Genomic DNA, 15,163 nt, shown 5'->3' on the forward strand with positions numbered 1-15,163 from the left:
ACGTGTTACGCACCGTCACCGCCCTGGAGGTCTTCAGAACCACCGCACCGGGTTTTGAATGACCCTCCGAGCATCGCGAAGATGAGAGCTTCGGCTTCCTTTGCTGGTAGTTCGTGTCCCTCGGCGAGGTTCGCTCGCGTATCGGCGACTAACCTCATGACCTCGCCTGGGTCGAAATTCTGGCCGAATCGCCGCTGGACTGCGACGAAGAAGGCGTAGCCGATGATGGCAACGGACGTGCCCTTGCTCTGTTCCTCAAACTGTCGGATGAAGGATTCGTATGCTTCCCAGTCTCGAATTAAGATAGTGCGGAGGAATTTCGTCTCTTCGTCCACGAACTCGACCGTCCTGGGAAAATCTGTGGTGGTTGCCGGTATTCGGCGGCGGTTTCCTCAGCCTCGCTGATGAAGTCTTCCAACTCCGTCTCGGTCCACTGTTCGTCCTGCAGTAGCGTGCCGAGGAGCAAGATTTGAGTCGAGAAGGCGACGTCCGGCTCGATCCCGTCGAGGAGGTCTGTTTGGCCGAGGGCTCCTCGGATCATGCCCTCCATCGCCAGGGCTGGCAGTTCGTGACCGTCCGCGTACCGCTGACGGGTAGCGGCGACGAAGTTGGCGATCTGCTGAAGGTCGGGTGCCTTGCCGAATCGACGCTGCACGGCGAGGAGAAAGGCTGCAGAGATGGTCTGTGGACCTTCCCGTAGCCCGTCGTCACCAATCTCGACGAGAAGCCGATCTGCGGTACCCCAGTCACCCCGAGCCATGACACGGATCAGGTCACTGAGGCTCTCGTCGGCGCTCACTTTTCAAGCACCTTGCCTCCTGTCTCCATGCGATCTTGGTCACTGGTGGTCAGACCTGACGCGTCGGCTACATGTACTGGTCAGCGGTCTCTTCGACCTCGCGGATGAACTCTTCCAGCTCGGCTTCGGTCCACTGCGCATCCTGCAACAGCGTTCCGAGGATCACGATCTGAGCTGAGAAGGCAACGTCGGTGGGGATGCCATCCAGGAGTTCGGCTTCGCCGAGCGCGGCACGGATCAGACCCTCCAGTTGGAGGGCAGGCAGCTCTTTTCCGCGTTGGTACTGGTTGCGGAGGTTCGCGACGAAAGAGGAAATCTTGTTCAGATCCGGTTCTGGCCCGAAGTTCTGGTCGACTGCTATCGCAAATGCTGCTCCGATCACGGGGATCGCGCCCTGCCAGTTTGTTGAGTCAAGCGCCTCAGTCAACTGGTCGATCGTGCCCCAGTCGCGTCGAGCCATGGCTCGGAGGAGATCGCCGAGTTCAGTCGGAATGCCCACGTTTACGCAACCTCGCTAGACCTTGTCGGATGTATCGGATGGGTCGTTCCGCCCGGCGGGCGGCTAGCCCGGCGATGAGAGCAGCTACGACCAGGTGGCCCGCCGCATCGCCGGCGTCGAACTTCAATCTCGTGTCCGTGAAGGCCACTGTAGGGGGCGACGTGCCAGTGGTCGACTGTGTCCCTGATGGAGGAGTGGTTAAGTCTCGCAGGATATCGAAACTGGATTTGCCGACATCCCCGGTCGTCTTGCCCGCGTCCTGAAGGTCCTCGGCGCGTCGCGCGAAGCGATCCAGGAAGCTCCCGGCACCTCGGCGGGCGTCGGAGCGGCGGGTGGTGTCGGCGAGGAGTTCTTCACCGGTGGGGCCGGTGAGCGTGGCCTCGGCAGGTGCCGAGCCGGGGCTGATGCGGTTGGCGTAGGCGTTGAGGTGTCTGACTGCCTCCATGAGCAGGCGGGCCACCTTCGTGGCCTTGTCGGCGGCGGTCTTCCACTCGGTGGTGGCGTTGGTGACCGCGTGTGCGGTCGCGCCTACGCTGGCTCCGGAGAGGGTCTGATGCGCTTCGACCGCTTCCTGTTGGGCGCGGAGGGCCGTCGCGGCGGCCGAGCTGAGGCCGGTGGATGCCCGAGTGAGCTGGGCGATGACGTCGGCGACCGTCCCACTCATCAAAGGCTCGCGCGGTACGTGTCGACCAGCTCGGTCCCGGCGTCTAGCCGGGCGATCGTCAGTTCGATCTCGTGGAGCGCGCACTTGGCCTTGTTCAGGGCGGCAGTCGCCGATTCGTGGTTGCTGCCCTGGCAGGTGTAATTGGCCAAGTCCAGTGCTTCGCCCGCTGTTGCGGCTGCCTGCTGCAACGTGTTCATGCTGCTGCGAGCGCTCTCCAGACCCTTGCCCAGCTGGGCTTTGACGTCGTCGACGCTCACCGAGCCGGCCTCCCCGGTCGCGGAGCCGCCTTGCGGGACGGCGGCTCACGTTCGTTCGGTGGGTCCGACCATAGTCGACAAGCTACCGGCTGGCGACCCTGTGCGACGGACACCTGTCACGTAGATCCCTCTGGGACATCTCGGTACGCCGCCGAGTGGAGGGCTCAGACACGTAATCCAAGGCGAATTAGGTACCTGAGCCCTCCACTCGGCGGGGCACAGGCTGCTCGCGACGCCCGAATTAGCCGAGATTCCGCCTGAGCCAGTTGGTCAGCAGTTCGGGCTGGTGGAGCTGGAGGTCGTCGTACGGCTCCCAGCGCAGCCAGCCGGGTATCACGCCTAGCGTGATCAGCTCGGTGTCGTCGCTATCGGTGATCTTGAGCCAGTAGTTGGGCGAGGACATCCAGTCCATCAGCCCGGACTCGGGCTGGAGGCGTAGCGCCGCTGCGAGCGCTTCCAGGGCGTCAACATCTACGACATCGGCGAGTAGCGACGGCCGATCGCGGTTTCGCCGCTTGCGAGCTGGGCGTTCGCCTCGGTGATCGAGGATCTGGACCCGGTGTGCGCGGAGCAGCTTGGCGGGTAGGGCCTCGGCAAGCTGCTCGGCGGTGAGGCTCGGATCCACGTGCTGTTCGGTCAGCGGGTGTCGGGGGTGAGGGTGGAGAGGAAGGACGTCCAGCCGGCGGGGGGGAAGGTGAGTGCCGGGCCGGCAGGGTCTTTGCTGTCGCGTACGAGGACTGTGGCGGGGACGTTGGTGGCCACCTCGACGCATGCGCCCTGCCCGTTGCTGCGGGTGCTCTTGCGCCAGATCGCCTGATCCAGGCCACGAGGGGTGGTAGTCATTCGGTGCTCTCCCTTGCTCCCTGCTCCAGCAGCGCCTCGACCCTCATCCGCAGGAAGGCCAGCGAGTCGGCGGGTGAGAGCGCGGTCGCACGGAGGTGGTCGAACGCCAGCCCGTGCGTCTCCACATGGTAGTCCTTTTCGAGGACCACGGCACTGCTGAGATTTTCCTGGTAGACCACGGTCGGATGCTCGCTGAAGTCGAGCATCGCGAAGGACACGCCCATGCCCATGTGTGCGCCCTGCCGGAACGGCAACACCTGGACGGTGATCGACGGCCGCTGAGCTGCCGTGATCAAGTGTTCCAGTTGAGCTGCCATCACTTGCGGGCCACCGATCGGGCGGTGGAGCGCTGCTTCGTCCAGGACGAACCACATCCGGGGCGGGTCGGGGCGATCCAGGATTCGCTGCCGGGCGAGGCGGACGTCGATCCGGTCCTCAATCTTCTCCGGCGGAGCGCCCGGGAACTCGGCGCTGATGATGGCGCGTGCATAGTCCGTGGTCTGGAGTAGACCGTTGACGAGCTGGACGTCATAGGCGCGAAGCTGAGTTGCCTCATGCTCGAAGGCAACGTACTCGGCGAACCAGCTCGGCAACGTGCTGGAGTAGTCGAGCCACCAGCCGTGCTGACGGGCCTCGCCAGCGAGCTGGAGGATCTCGGCTGCCTTCTCGGCGGGAGCGCCGTATAGGCGCAGCAACTTCGTGACGTTCCGTGTCGTCACCGAGACCTGGGCATTCTCGACGCGCGACAGCGTCGACTTGCCGATCTTCACCTTCTGAATGACCTGGTCGAGCGTCAGATCGGCGGCTTCGCGAAGTGCGCGGAGCTCCGTTGCGAGTCGACGGCGCTGGATGGTCTGGATTCCTGCCACAGCGGACAGTGTGCACCATGCGCGCACCTATTGGCGAGTACCAAATCTACGGCAAATTTTTGCGAAGTGATGAGTTGCAAGATCACATTTTTGGTGCCAACGTAGGCGGTGCATCGAAGGTGGACGGTTGATCAACTGGCCGGCTGCTGAATCGCGGGGAGCGGCGATTTCATGATCGTTTTCCCGCTGCGTTTCGCTGAAATCCCAGGTGGTCGGGCGGGTCGCGGCAACGACCCGCCCGGTCACTCCCCAGCCCAATCGGAAGGGTTGATCATGGTGTTTGGCGCATTGGCTTCCGGAGTCCTGCTCGGGTTCTTCGTGGGGCTCTTCTGTGTCAAGATCAAATCGCGATGGTGCCCCGTCTGCGGTCGATGGACGGTGTCGGCGGCCCATCGGTAACGTGCCGGCCGATCAGCCTCCGACAGATCCCCGCCCCGGCGACGTATTGATCATCGACGCTCGGGCGAGTGTGCAGTTCGCGGCCGGCCGAGGCTTCCGCTTTCGGGTGACGACTGTGGACGCGCGCTGGACGTACCAGGGCTGGGTCTGGCTCGCCGGCTACGTGCTCGGGCCCGACGGCGGAGCCCGTGAACGCCGCGAGATCTTCGTCCAGCGGGCCGGTCTGCGCTGGGCGCCCACACCGGCACCCACCCCGGCCCGCCGCCGCAACGGCAACACCACGACGTGAACCGCGACCTCCCCACCCGTACCCCCTGAAGTTTTCGTGACCGACCCACCCGCCCTGACCTCGAAAGGTGGTCCCTGCCATGCGCAGAATCCTTGACCTGTTCCGCCGGCCGCCGGTGCGCAGCCGGCGGGCCCGGCGGTTGCTCGCCGAGATTGCCCAGCACACCCGGCCCACGACGCACGCGACCGGGCCGCGCCCGCCGGTGCGGCGCGCCCCGAACGCCGTCGCCCACTACTACGGCCGACCGGTGCGGCCGTCGATCAGCCCCGGCCTGGTCCGCGACCGTCAGTTCGGCGACCGCGTCCGGCGCGGCTGCGACCCCACCGAGGTACGCGCGTTTCTGCACGTGGTCGCCGACGAGTTGACCGCCCTGCGCGCCGAGCTGGCCGCCACTCAGGACGAGAACGTGCGGGTGAAGCAGGCGTTGCGGGACTGGCAGTCGGAGCAGTTCCAGCAGTTCCAGCGGTTCGGGGCGGGGGTGGCGGCATGACCGGGGTCAACGGAGTCCCGGCCGGCTCGGTCCGCGTCGTCGGGTTCGGGTCCGAGCGGCGGCGGGCGCAACTCGTCTTCACCGTCGCCAACCTCGACACCGGGGCCGTCGCCTCGACCAGCCTGGTGCCGGGCACGTTCACGCCGATCCCGACGCCGGGCGGCACCTGGTGGCTGCCGTACGCCCCGATCGTCACCGACCTCGCCACCCGCGCAGGGGTGGCCGCGGCGACGCTGCGCGACCCGGACTTCCCCGACGAACCCGGCCGGCAGCCGTCGTCCGGGCTGATGCTGCCGATCCAGTGGCAGCCCGGCAGCCCAGCCGGGGAACGCCACAAGTGGGAGGCCGTCGCGCTCGCCGACCGGCGCAGCACACCGTGGCTGGTCCTGATCGGCCGCGCAACCGAGCCGCCGGCACCCGACCCCGCCCGGCTGCTCGGCCGGCTCTGCGCCGTCGCCGATCAGCTGCACGTCGACCTGGTGATCGAAGCCCGGCCGGCATCGACGCGCAGCGGGATCAGCTGGGACATCCGGTTCGAACTCGCCGGCGGGAAAGTCCCCGACTACGCGCACCGCTGGGCGGCCGACCTGCCGACGGCACTTGCCAGGATCAGCCCGGAACGCGCCGCGTCCGGGCTGTCCGTCGCCGACCGGGACACCCCCGCCCACTACCTGACCGAGGATGCCCTCACCCCGCGCCCAGTGCCGGTCGGACTGGCCGGCCACCCCGGCGGCCACGACCTCGACCAGCTCGAACGCCGAATGCTCAGTGATGCCGACCAGCACGGCGGCGCGCAGGCGATCTGGCGTAACCGGCACTGGTGGCACACCAGCCTGCGCCCCGACGACACCGAGTCGTCGACACCGGTCGGCGGCCGGTTCCGGCGCGGCTGGGAGCCGCCGACCCCGAAATACTGGGGCGAGGCGATCCCCACCCACCCGTGCACCCGATGCGCCGACGTGGCCGATCCGCCGTACTGCACCGACTGCTACGGCACCCGCCAGGTCCGGCGCGGCGTCGTGGTCACCGTCACCGACCTGCGCGGCCGGACGGTGCACCGCAACTGGCGGCCCGACGATGACCCGACCCCGCCGGTACGCGCGCTCACCGACCGACAGTCCGGCACCACCGTCTGGCAACTGCCCGAGCACTACCAGATCGGCCCGATGGCGGCCGGCTTCGGCGTCGAGCCGACCGACCTGACCGACCTCGACGGCGAACACGTCCTCGACCAGCACTTCCGCACCGGCGTCAGCGAGGTCGGCAACTGGGGCGGGGACCCGGTCGCCGCGTACCTCGCCGAAGCCGCCGCCGCCCACGACGGCGCCCGCATCCTGGTCCGGGCCAACGACTGGCCCGGCCCCACCCTTGACGAGCTGGCCCGACTCGTCCGCGGCCTCGGCCTCGCCCTGGACCTCACCGTCGTCGACCACGCCGACACCGTCGGCCACCCGGAGTTGCTGCAGGGCTACAGCTGGTCGGTCCAGGTCGCCGAGCCGGCCGCCCCGATGGCCGTCGACCCGGTGCCCACCTGCGCCGCCCTGCCCGAAGCGGTCGCACTGTGCCACCGCTACCTGTACGGCGCACTGCGCGCCACCATCCCCGCCGATCCCGAGAAGCCGATGTCCGTCCCACAACAGGCCGCGTCGGCCGGTCCAGCTCCCGACACCGCAGCCTTCATCACCGAGGTACGCCGCCTCGCCGCCACCCACCCCGGTCACGCCGCCACCATCCGGCTGCACCCCGACGGCACCCACACCACCAGCCCGGATCACCCGAGGAGTTGACTTGACTCTGCAAGCATTGTGCAGTCAAAATGCAGGCATGTCTGTCGTGCTCACCATCCGTGACGTGCCGGAGGAAGTCCGGGACCTCCTGGCCCAGCAGGCCCGCGAACGCGGCCAGTCGCTGCAGGCGTACCTGCTGGCAGTCCTCAACCGTCAGGCCGACTTCTGCCGCAACCGGCAACTCCTCGCCGAGCTCAGCGACGAACTCGACGGCGGCAGCGGCGGGGCCGGACCGACCGCGCCGGACGCCGCCGAGCTGCTGGCCCGTGCCCGCGCTGAACGGGACCTCCCCGACGACGCGTCCTCCGGGCGGGACGTCGCGTGATCGTCGTCGACGCCTCGGTCATCGTGAGCATGCTCGTGTACAGCGACGACCGAGGGCGCAAGGCCCGTGCCGTGTTGGGTCGGGACCCCGAGTGGGCGGCGCCGGAACACTGGAGGGTCGAGGTCTTCTCCGTCATGCGCGGGCTCGTGCTCGGCGGAAAGCTCACCGATGAGATGGCGACGCGGGCGGTCGACCGGATCAGCCGCCTGGGCGTCGAAACCGTCCCGATTGACGATCTGTTCACGCGGATGTGGCAGGTCAAGGCGAACATCAGCGCCTACGACGCCCCCTACGTCGCCCTCGCGGAACGCCGCGCACTGACGCTGGTGACCGCCGACGGCAAACTCGCCCGAGCCGCGAGCGCCTACTGCCGGGTCGAACTCGTCGCATGACACCTGCGTCGACCACCATGGGCCGGGGCCCGACCGGGCGGTTCGTCAGACGGCCGTACGCGACCACTGCTGGTTGGCACCGGTGTTGCACGGGTACTGCTTGAGGATCACGCCGTCTCCGGTCGCGGCGGCCGGCACATCCACGCACTTGCCGCTGTGCCGTGCCCGGAGCTGGAAGTAGCCGCCGTTGGCAACCATCTGGAACTGCTGGTTCGTGCCGCTGCCACAGGTGTACTGGATCAGCTCGGCACCGTCGGCGGTGGAAACGCTCACCACGTCGAGGCACTTTCCGCTGTGCCGGCTGATGATGCGCCAGTAGCCGCTGCCGGCGTCCTGGAACTGCCAGTGCTGCCACGCGTTGCCGTTGTAGGTGTACTGGCCGACGCGCGCACCGTTGTCGGTGTTCGGTGACTGGACGTCCATGGCCTTGCCGCTGTGGCGCACGTCGATCCGGTAGAACGTCCCCGTCGGCGGTGTCGTGGGGTCGTCGCTGACGGTGTCGCCCCACCCGTAGCGGATCCGGTCGGCGCCGGAGGGGTTACGGACGGTCAGGTGCAGGTTGGTTCCGCTGCCGCTGAGCGAGAACATCGAGTACCAGTCGTACCCGATGTTGCCGGGCTTGCCGCCGAGGGCGGGCCAGTAGGTGCCGCCCATCTGGCTGTCGCGCATGACCTGGGCCATGGCGCGGATGTGGCGGACGAAGTTGTCGGTGCTGGTCGCGTTGGCGTAGTTGCGGCCGTCGTTCATAGGAGCGCCGAACTCGGTGGCGACCGCGCGGGAGGCGCAGTTGCCGAGGCGGGTCTGGATGTGGCTGCGGAAGGCGTCGTAGGTCATCTCGCCGTAGAAGAAGGCGTAGTGGTGAAAGGAGAACAGCGTCGCGTTGAAGCGGCTGTCGTTGCAGACGTCCCGCAGGTCCTGGCTGTAGCCGGTGCCACCGATGAGCACCCGGCCGGGCACCGCCGAGTAGTGGTAGCTGAGCCAGTTGGCCGCGACGTTGCGCCACTCCGTCGAGCTGTAGCCGTGTGGTTCGTTCATCGGCTCGAAGTAGACGTTGGAGTTCGAGCCGTAGGTGTTGGTGACTGTGGACCACATCGCGTTCCACGCCGCGAGGTTCGTGACCCGGCCGCCGGAGGCGGCGCCGTCCTCCCAGTAGGCCAGGATGACCTTGAAGCCGCGGGCGGTGGCGGCGTCGATGGCGCCCCGGTAGGCCTCCCACCACGCCGTCCCCACCGTGTGGGTGTTGATGGGCAGCCGGACGGTGTTGACTCCCATGGTGGACGCCATGTCGTCGTAGATGGCGTTGGCCTTGGCGCGCACCGTCGCGTTGCTGTCGGACATGCTCAAGCCGTGCACGACGAGGGGGCCGGTGCTGAAGTTGTCACCCAGCACCGCCCAGTTCATGCCGCGGAAGTGGCTGGTGGCGGCAGCCGCAGGGGAGGACGTGACGGCGACGCCGCCAACGGTCGCTGTCATCGCGATCACCAGGGCGACCAGCAAGCGACGCAACCAGCGGTGACTCATGACGCCTCCCGGGCGATCCTCGATGTGAGCGTTAACAACAAGGTTGTTACCTGCGTGTTGCCGACAAGTGTCGGCGATTGCATGCAGGGATGTCAATGCATCGGAGGTTGTCGCGGGAAGCTCGTCGCGCCGCCGGCGGTTGACGGCCCGGAGCGGCCCGGGGTTAGCTGACCGGCGTGCAGCAACCTCGGGTCGGTGTGGCGGTCTTCGTGCTCAGCGAGGGTCGCTTCCTGATGGGTCTCCGCAAGGGAGCCCACGGGGCCGGCACCTGGTCGCTGCCTGGCGGCCACCTCGAACACGGGGAGAGCTTCGAGCAGGCCGCGCGGCGGGAGGTCGCGGAGGAGACCGGCGTCGAGATCACCGACGTACGCTTCGGTGCGGTCACCAACGACGTGTTCGACGCGGCCCGGCACTATGTGACGATCTGGATGGTCAGCGACCACCTGCGGGGCAGTCCACAGCTCCGCGAGCCGGACAAGTTCGTCGACCTTTGCTGGGCCACCCCGCCGAAGCTGCCCGGCCCGATCTTTCTCCCCATGCGGCATCTGCTGAGCCAACACGATCTAGCCCAGCTGTTGCCGCGACAGTCAGCCGACGAGGGTCGGCATCTCTGACCGGTTCCTTCGGCTTCGCCGGGCGCTCCGCGACGGCATCAGCCGCGGTATGAGCTGCACCTCGACGTGATCCAGATCCTCGCGAATCGTCTGGATGGTGTGCCCTACCTCGGCGCACCGGCCATCTCCACGCCGAGCCCGGTCAGCCGCACCGCGCGCAGCCCGTCGTGGCGGCTCAGGTAGTCGAGGTCGTCGGAGTCAGTACGTTGGTGGTGCGCTGGCCCTTGAAGTTGTCGACCCGGATCAGCTCGTCGGTGATCGCCTTGGACACCCAGGAACGCCACAGACCCTTGACGACGTCCGCTGCCGGTTTGCGCAGTGCCGTGCGGCCCCGGGCGGTCAGCTGGAGTTTGCCGCCGACGAGTTCGGCCAGGCCACCGGCCTGGACGAGCAGCGGCCAGGCGTACGCCGCGATCGCCTCCTCTGGGTAGAAGTCGCCGCTGGACAGCGTCTCGGCGACGGTCACGACGCTTGCGGCGGCCGGTCGTTTCGTCTGCACCGCGCGGCGCAGCCGGCATCGCGAGGGAGGCTGGACAAAGCATCGTCAGGATCGGCTATCATCGCGGAATGGCGATGATAGAAGCTGGCGAGTGCGTGACCGCGAACATCGAGGCCGGCATGACGCCGGCCGTGGCCCTGTTCCGGTCGCTGGCCGACGAGACGCGGCTGCGGATCGTGCAGCGGCTCGCGGTCGGCGAGGCGCGGGTGGTGGACCTGACCGGTGAGCTCGGGCTGGCCCAGTCGACGGTCTCCAAGCACCTGGCCTGCCTCCGCGACTGCGGCCTGGTCGACTACCGCACCGAGGGCCGGCAGTCGTTCTACGCACTGAGCCGACCCGAGCTGATGGACCTGCTCCGGGCCGCCGAGGGCGTGCTCACCGCGACCGGAGCGACCGTGGCGCTCTGCCCGACGTACGGCAGCCCCGGCACGGCGGCGGTCGTCGGATGACCGCCGCCGGCCCGACGACAATGCCGACCGCGCAGCGGCGCGGCCAGCTCAACCGGCGCAGCCTGCACCTCGCGTACGGGACCGCCGGCTACAACCTGCTCGAAGGCATCGTCGCGGTGGCGGCCGGTGCCGCCGCCTCCTCGACCGCACTGATCGGGTTCGGGCTCGACTCGTTCATCGAGGTCTCCAGCGCGCTGGTGGTGATCTGGCAGTTCCGCTCCCGGGTGCCCGAAGCCCGCGAACAGCTTGCGCTGCGGCTGATCGCGGTGTCGTTCTTCGCCCTCGCCGCCTGGGTCAGCGTCGACGCGCTCCGCTCCCTGCTCGGGCAGGGCGAGGCGGCACCGTCCCCGGTCGGCATCGGGCTCGCCGCCGCATCGGTGATCGTGATGCCGCTGCTGGTCTGGGCCAAGCGGCGCACCGGCCGGGAACTCGGCTCGGCGACCGTGATCGCCGACTCCACACAGACACTGCTGTGCACGTACCTGTCCGCGATTCTGCTCGTTGGTCTGGTCCTCAACGCCTGGCTCGGCTGGGCATGGGCGGACCCGATCGCCGGTCTCGTGATCGCCGCCGTCGCGGTCCGCGAAGGGGTGCAGGCCTGGCGCGGCGAGCACTGCGACGACTGTGCCGTCCCCGCTGCGGCTGAAGCCGCGGCAGACCCGTCCTGCCACTGCGGCGATGACGGTTGCCGTTAGTCGCGGATCGGATCAGGTACGCGTCCCGGCGGCGGCGTAGCGGCGGGCAAGGGTTGCGAAGGCGGCGGCCAGCTCCGGCGGGCCGACGACCTCGATGTCGGCGTCGAACAGGCCGACGGTGCCTGCCAGACCCACCCATGACCAGGAGCCCAGGGTCAGCCGGCAACGGCGTGGATCGATCTCCTCGACCAGACCGCCGGACGCATACGGGGCCACCTCGGCGGCCGGCAGGTCCAGGATCACCTGCCCCCGGCAGGGCCAGTCACCGGAGCCAGTGGAGCCGGAGCCTGAGCCGGTCGAGCCCGCCGCGCCGGCCGCGCCGCTGGTGCTCCCCGCGCCCCGGAACCTGGCGGTGACGAACGCGGCGACGCTGTCGGCCGGCAGCTCTCGCGGGGCGAAGCGTGGCCCGGTGGGGGCGCGTAAGGTGATCCGGTCAGCCCGGAAGATCCGCCAGGGCGCGGCCGGCACCGGGTCACCGACAGGCTGCGGCACCGGCTTCGACGACGGTGACCGGTAGTCGAAGCGCAACACCTCGCGGGCCCGTACGGCGTTGCTCACCGCCATCAGCGTCGTGCTGTCGACCGGCCGGGCGGCGGGCGACCAAGTGGCCGGCCCGGCGGCAGGTCCGGCCGTGACGGCTTCGATCGCCTCGATGGCCCCGACCGCGTCGACGCGGTGGCGCAGCCGCTGCGGCAGCACCTGCCGGACGGTGTGCAGCGCCCGGGCCGCCGCCTCCCCGATGCCGGCGCCACTGGCGGCGGCGGTCCGCAGCACGATGGCGAGGGCGACCGCCTGCTCGTCGTCGAACAGCAGCGGCGGCAGGCGGGCACCGGCGTCCAACCGGTAGCCGCCGGCCGGCCCCTTGACCGCCGTGATCGGGTAGCCGAGCGCGCGGAGCCGGTCGACGTCGCGCCGGACGGTACGCGGGCTGACCGCCAACCGATCGGCCAGCAGCCCGCCCGGCCACTCGGGGCGGGCCTGCAGTAGCGACAGCAGCATCAGCAGCCGCTCCGACGTTTTCGGCATGTTTCCTATTCTCCCCGCGGTAGCGGACACAACCTGGCCGCTACCGCTGCGAGTGTTGCCCCGCACCCGACACCCGTCGGATCTGCATCGCACAGCCAAAAGGGGCCGACCTTGTCGATCACCACCACCACTCATCTCAACTTTCGCGGCGAGGCGCGGGCGGCGTTGGAGTTCTACCAGTCCGCGTCGACGCGGGCACGGTCACCGTCACCGGGCTGCGCGGACTCTCCCGCACCGACCGCGCCGCCGTGGCCGAGCAGGGGGAGCAGGTGGCGGCGTTGCTCTCCGACGGCGAAAACCACCGGGTACGGGTCGCCGCCGACGCCGGGTGAGCTGAGCCGACCCGGCGACCGGCACAGGTTTTGCCGCCGCCGATCGGGGCACCCCGCCGCCGACGGGAGGAGTGGCGACATGGGGCGACGCACTGGCGACACCGGACACGAGGGCGACGAGGGGCAGGCGTTCGCCGACGATCTGGAGCAGGGGACGATGTACCGCCAGGAGGTTCTGGACGACGTCATCGCGCCGCCGAACAACGTGCAGACTCCCCCCGAGGTGCTGCGCGACGGTGGCCCGACCCGCTCCGGCGGCGGACTGAGCACCACGCCGACATCATCTGCGGAGTGCGGCCACTCGGGGCAGGATGGGAAGGGTGACTGACGAGGGCTACCGAATCGAACGCGACACCATGGGCGAGGTACGGGTGCCCGCCGACGCGCTGTGGCGGGCGCAGACCCAGCGCGCGGTGGAGAACTTCCCGGTCTCCGGCCGTACGCTCGAATCCGCCCAGATCCGCGCGCTCGCCCAGGTCAAGGGTGCCGCCGCACAGGTCAATGCCGACCTCGGGGTGATCCCGGCCGGCATCGCCGAGGCGATCGTCACCGCCGCCGCGCACGTCGCCTCCGGCGGATACGACGACCAGTTCCCAGTGGACGTGTTCCAGACCGGGTCGGGCACCTCGTCGAACATGAACACCAACGAGGTGCTGGCCACCCTCGCCGCCCGCGAACTGGACCGGCCGGTGCACCCCAACGATCATGTCAACGCCTCGCAGTCGAGCAACGACGTCTTCCCGACCTCGATCCACCTAGCGGCCTCGCACCAGGTGGTGCACGAGCTGATTCCGGCCCTCGACGAGTTGGCGACCGCGCTGGAAGGCAAGGTCGACGAGTTCGCCACCGTGGTCAAGGCCGGGCGGACCCACCTGATGGACGCCACCCCGGTCACCCTCGGCCAGGAGTTCTCCGGCTACGCCGCCCAGGTCCGCTACGGTCAGGAACGGCTGCGTTCGATCCTGCCCCGGCTGGCCGAGCTGCCGCTGGGCGGCACCGCCGTCGGCACCGGCGTGAACACCCCGCCCGGGTTCGCCGCCGCCGTCATCGCCAAGCTGGCCGAGGCGACCGGGCTGCCGCTGACCGAGGCCCGTAACCACTTCGAGGCACAGGGGGCCCGCGACGCCCTGGTGGAGACCTCCGGGCAGCTGCGCACCATCGCCGTCGGCCTCTACAAGATCGCCAACGACATCCGGTGGATGGGTTCCGGCCCGCGCGCCGGTCTCGGTGAGCTGCGCATCCCCGACCTGCAACCCGGCTCGTCGATCATGCCGGGCAAGGTCAACCCGGTGGTCTGCGAATCCGTACGCCAGGTCTGCGCCCAGGTGATCGGCAACGACGCGACGATCGCGTTCGCCGGCAGCCAGGGCGACTTCGAGCTCAACGTGATGCTGCCGGTGATGGGCAGCAACCTGCTCGAAGCGGTCCGGCTGATCGCCGCCGCCAGCCGGCTGCTCGCGCGCCGCTGCGTGGTCGAGCTGGCCGCCAACCCGGAGACCTGCCTGGCGTACGCCGAAGGGTCGCCGTCGATCGTCACCCCGCTCAACCGGCACCTCGGCTACGACGAGGCCGCCTCGATCGCCAAACAGGCCCTCGCCGAGAACAAGTCGATCCGCGCGGTCGTGCTGGAACGCGGCCATGTCGACGCCGGCCGGCTGACCGCCGCCGAGTTGGACGCGGCGCTGGACGTTCTGCGGATGACCCGTCCCGGCTGAGCCGGCATACCCTGGTGGGGTGATAACCACCGTGGTGTTCGACGCCGACGAGACCCTCGTCGACCTGCGGCCCGCGGTCACCGGCGCGCTGCGGACCGTCCTCGCCGAGCTGCGCCGGCTGACCCCCCGCGCCGCCGAGCTGACCCTCGGTGACATGGCCGACGACTGGGCCGCCGCGTTCGCCGCCGACCCGTCCGCGCCGGTGATGTCGATCCGCCGTGCCGCCCTGGCCCGATCGCTGGACCGGGTCGGTCTGCCGCACGAGCTGGACCGGATCGCCGGGATCTTCTTCGCCCGCCGGTTCGAGCTCAGCCGACCGTACGCCGACACGCTGCCCGCCCTGGGCGAGCTGCGCCGCCGGTACGCGGTCGGCCTGGCCACCAACGGCAACAGCCGCGCCGACCGGTGCGGGCTGCGCGGCCAGTTCTCCTTCGAGGTGTACGCGCACGTCGACGGCCTGCCGAAGAAGCCGGACCGGCGGTTCTACGCCGCCGTGCTGACCGCCGCCGATGCGAGCGCCGACCGGGTCGTCTACGTCGGCGACTCGATCCCGCACGACGTGGTCGGCCCGCAGGCGGCCGGGCTGCGGGCGATCTGGCTGAACCGGCGCGGCGAGTCCTGCCCGCCCGAGGTGTGCCCGGACGCCCAGGTCACCACGCTGGCGCAGCTGCCCGCCGCCCTCGCCGACCTGTTCTGAGC

At 69.3% G+C, this 15,163-nt stretch carries 23 protein-coding genes; 11 read left to right on the forward strand and 12 right to left on the reverse strand.

Translation table 11 applies throughout. From position 1 onward, the window contains the following. Positions 1-5 precede the first annotated feature (5 nt). The 8 genes from ACFHVL_RS13565 to ACFHVL_RS13600 form a co-directional block, all read right to left on the reverse strand. Entirely contained in the window at positions 6-335 is a 330-nt protein-coding gene (locus ACFHVL_RS13565) for a hypothetical protein (protein WP_416628064.1), read from the reverse strand. Continuing rightward, positions 299-799, reverse strand: coding sequence for a hypothetical protein (locus ACFHVL_RS13570; RefSeq protein ID WP_416628066.1), 501 nt, complete (start codon positions 797-799; stop codon positions 299-301). Before ACFHVL_RS13570 ends, ACFHVL_RS13565 begins: the two co-directional genes overlap by 37 nt. A 67-nt stretch (positions 800-866) precedes the next feature. Then, complete coding sequence (locus tag ACFHVL_RS13575; protein ID WP_416628067.1) at positions 867-1,298, reverse strand: hypothetical protein; 432 nt, start codon at positions 1,296-1,298, stop codon at positions 867-869. Next, entirely contained in the window at positions 1,282-1,962 is a 681-nt protein-coding gene (locus ACFHVL_RS13580) for a hypothetical protein (RefSeq protein WP_416628068.1), read from the reverse strand. The genes ACFHVL_RS13575 and ACFHVL_RS13580 overlap by 17 nt, the downstream gene beginning before the upstream one ends. Further along, positions 1,962-2,219, reverse strand: a complete 258-nt coding sequence (locus ACFHVL_RS13585; RefSeq protein ID WP_416628070.1) for a hypothetical protein — start codon at positions 2,217-2,219, stop codon at positions 1,962-1,964. The genes ACFHVL_RS13580 and ACFHVL_RS13585 overlap by 1 nt, the downstream gene beginning before the upstream one ends. A 241-nt stretch (positions 2,220-2,460) precedes the next feature. Next, the gene (locus ACFHVL_RS13590) at positions 2,461-2,844 is read right to left on the reverse strand and encodes a hypothetical protein (protein ID WP_416628071.1); all 384 of its coding nucleotides are present in this window, start codon (positions 2,842-2,844) and stop codon (positions 2,461-2,463) included. Positions 2,845-2,855: 11 nt separating this feature from the next. Further along, complete coding sequence (locus tag ACFHVL_RS13595) at positions 2,856-3,062, reverse strand: DUF397 domain-containing protein (protein WP_416628073.1); 207 nt, start codon at positions 3,060-3,062, stop codon at positions 2,856-2,858. Continuing rightward, on the reverse strand, positions 3,059-3,958 hold the full coding sequence (locus ACFHVL_RS13600) for a helix-turn-helix domain-containing protein (protein WP_416628074.1): 900 nt from the start codon (positions 3,956-3,958) through the stop codon (positions 3,059-3,061). The genes ACFHVL_RS13595 and ACFHVL_RS13600 overlap by 4 nt, the downstream gene beginning before the upstream one ends. A gap of 478 nt (positions 3,959-4,436) precedes the next feature. Here ACFHVL_RS13600 and ACFHVL_RS13605 point away from each other — a divergent pair, with 478 nt between their 5' ends. From ACFHVL_RS13605 to ACFHVL_RS13625, 5 genes are all read left to right on the forward strand, one after another. After that, on the forward strand, positions 4,437-4,619 hold the full coding sequence (locus ACFHVL_RS13605; RefSeq protein ID WP_416628076.1) for a hypothetical protein: 183 nt from the start codon (positions 4,437-4,439) through the stop codon (positions 4,617-4,619). 79 nt (positions 4,620-4,698) lie between these two features. Further along, positions 4,699-5,109, forward strand: a complete 411-nt coding sequence (locus tag ACFHVL_RS13610) for a DivIVA domain-containing protein (protein ID WP_416628077.1) — start codon at positions 4,699-4,701, stop codon at positions 5,107-5,109. Next, positions 5,106-6,896, forward strand: a complete 1,791-nt coding sequence (locus ACFHVL_RS13615) for a hypothetical protein (RefSeq protein ID WP_416628078.1) — start codon at positions 5,106-5,108, stop codon at positions 6,894-6,896. The genes ACFHVL_RS13610 and ACFHVL_RS13615 overlap by 4 nt, the downstream gene beginning before the upstream one ends. 37 nt (positions 6,897-6,933) lie before the next feature. Next, on the forward strand, positions 6,934-7,221 hold the full coding sequence (locus ACFHVL_RS13620) for a FitA-like ribbon-helix-helix domain-containing protein (protein ID WP_416628079.1): 288 nt from the start codon (positions 6,934-6,936) through the stop codon (positions 7,219-7,221). Continuing rightward, complete coding sequence (locus tag ACFHVL_RS13625) at positions 7,218-7,613, forward strand: type II toxin-antitoxin system VapC family toxin (RefSeq protein ID WP_416628081.1); 396 nt, start codon at positions 7,218-7,220, stop codon at positions 7,611-7,613. The genes ACFHVL_RS13620 and ACFHVL_RS13625 overlap by 4 nt, the downstream gene beginning before the upstream one ends. A gap of 45 nt (positions 7,614-7,658) precedes the next feature. Here the strand turns inward: ACFHVL_RS13625 and ACFHVL_RS13630 are convergent, their stop codons facing one another. Beyond that, positions 7,659-9,134, reverse strand: coding sequence for an RICIN domain-containing protein (locus tag ACFHVL_RS13630; protein WP_416628082.1), 1,476 nt, complete (start codon positions 9,132-9,134; stop codon positions 7,659-7,661). Between the two features lie 176 nt (positions 9,135-9,310). Here ACFHVL_RS13630 and ACFHVL_RS13635 point away from each other — a divergent pair, with 176 nt between their 5' ends. Continuing rightward, positions 9,311-9,748, forward strand: coding sequence for a nucleotide triphosphate diphosphatase NUDT15 (locus tag ACFHVL_RS13635; protein WP_416628083.1), 438 nt, complete (start codon positions 9,311-9,313; stop codon positions 9,746-9,748). A 175-nt stretch (positions 9,749-9,923) separates the two neighbouring features. Here the strand turns inward: ACFHVL_RS13635 and ACFHVL_RS13640 are convergent, their stop codons facing one another. Then, positions 9,924-10,247, reverse strand: a complete 324-nt coding sequence (locus ACFHVL_RS13640; RefSeq protein WP_416628084.1) for a hypothetical protein — start codon at positions 10,245-10,247, stop codon at positions 9,924-9,926. Between the two features lie 68 nt (positions 10,248-10,315). On the opposite strand from ACFHVL_RS13640, the gene ACFHVL_RS13645 reads away from it, so the two are divergent. After that, on the forward strand, positions 10,316-10,696 hold the full coding sequence (locus tag ACFHVL_RS13645) for an ArsR/SmtB family transcription factor (RefSeq protein ID WP_416628086.1): 381 nt from the start codon (positions 10,316-10,318) through the stop codon (positions 10,694-10,696). Further along, a complete protein-coding gene (locus ACFHVL_RS13650; protein WP_416628087.1) occupies positions 10,693-11,391 on the forward strand; it encodes a cation diffusion facilitator family transporter in 699 nt (232 codons plus the stop codon). The genes ACFHVL_RS13645 and ACFHVL_RS13650 overlap by 4 nt, the downstream gene beginning before the upstream one ends. Before the next feature lie 12 nt (positions 11,392-11,403). On the opposite strand, the gene ACFHVL_RS13655 is transcribed toward ACFHVL_RS13650, so the two are convergent. Both ACFHVL_RS13655 and ACFHVL_RS13660 read right to left on the reverse strand, forming a co-directional pair. Further along, a complete protein-coding gene (locus tag ACFHVL_RS13655; protein ID WP_416628088.1) occupies positions 11,404-12,417 on the reverse strand; it encodes a helix-turn-helix transcriptional regulator in 1,014 nt (337 codons plus the stop codon). Positions 12,418-12,590: 173 nt separating this feature from the next. Then, positions 12,591-12,830 carry a hypothetical protein gene (locus ACFHVL_RS13660; protein ID WP_416628089.1) on the reverse strand — a complete coding sequence of 80 codons (240 nt, stop codon included), beginning with the start codon at positions 12,828-12,830 and terminating at the stop codon, positions 12,591-12,593. On the opposite strand from ACFHVL_RS13660, the gene ACFHVL_RS13665 reads away from it, so the two are divergent. The 3 genes from ACFHVL_RS13665 to ACFHVL_RS13675 are packed head-to-tail and all read left to right on the forward strand — an operon-like array spanning position 12,829 to position 15,161. Next, positions 12,829-13,077 carry a hypothetical protein gene (locus ACFHVL_RS13665; RefSeq protein ID WP_416628090.1) on the forward strand — a complete coding sequence of 83 codons (249 nt, stop codon included), beginning with the start codon at positions 12,829-12,831 and terminating at the stop codon, positions 13,075-13,077. The genes ACFHVL_RS13660 and ACFHVL_RS13665 overlap by 2 nt on opposite strands. After that, complete coding sequence (locus tag ACFHVL_RS13670; RefSeq protein ID WP_416628092.1) at positions 13,061-14,464, forward strand: class II fumarate hydratase; 1,404 nt, start codon at positions 13,061-13,063, stop codon at positions 14,462-14,464. Before ACFHVL_RS13665 ends, ACFHVL_RS13670 begins: the two co-directional genes overlap by 17 nt. A gap of 19 nt (positions 14,465-14,483) precedes the next feature. Next, entirely contained in the window at positions 14,484-15,161 is a 678-nt protein-coding gene (locus ACFHVL_RS13675) for an HAD family hydrolase (RefSeq protein ID WP_416628094.1), read from the forward strand. Positions 15,162-15,163: the final 2 nt, after the last annotated feature.

Origin of the sequence: Micromonospora sp. LOL_023 (assembly GCF_048060115.1) — a bacterium.
Classification (GTDB): domain Bacteria; phylum Actinomycetota; class Actinomycetes; order Mycobacteriales; family Micromonosporaceae; genus Micromonospora_E.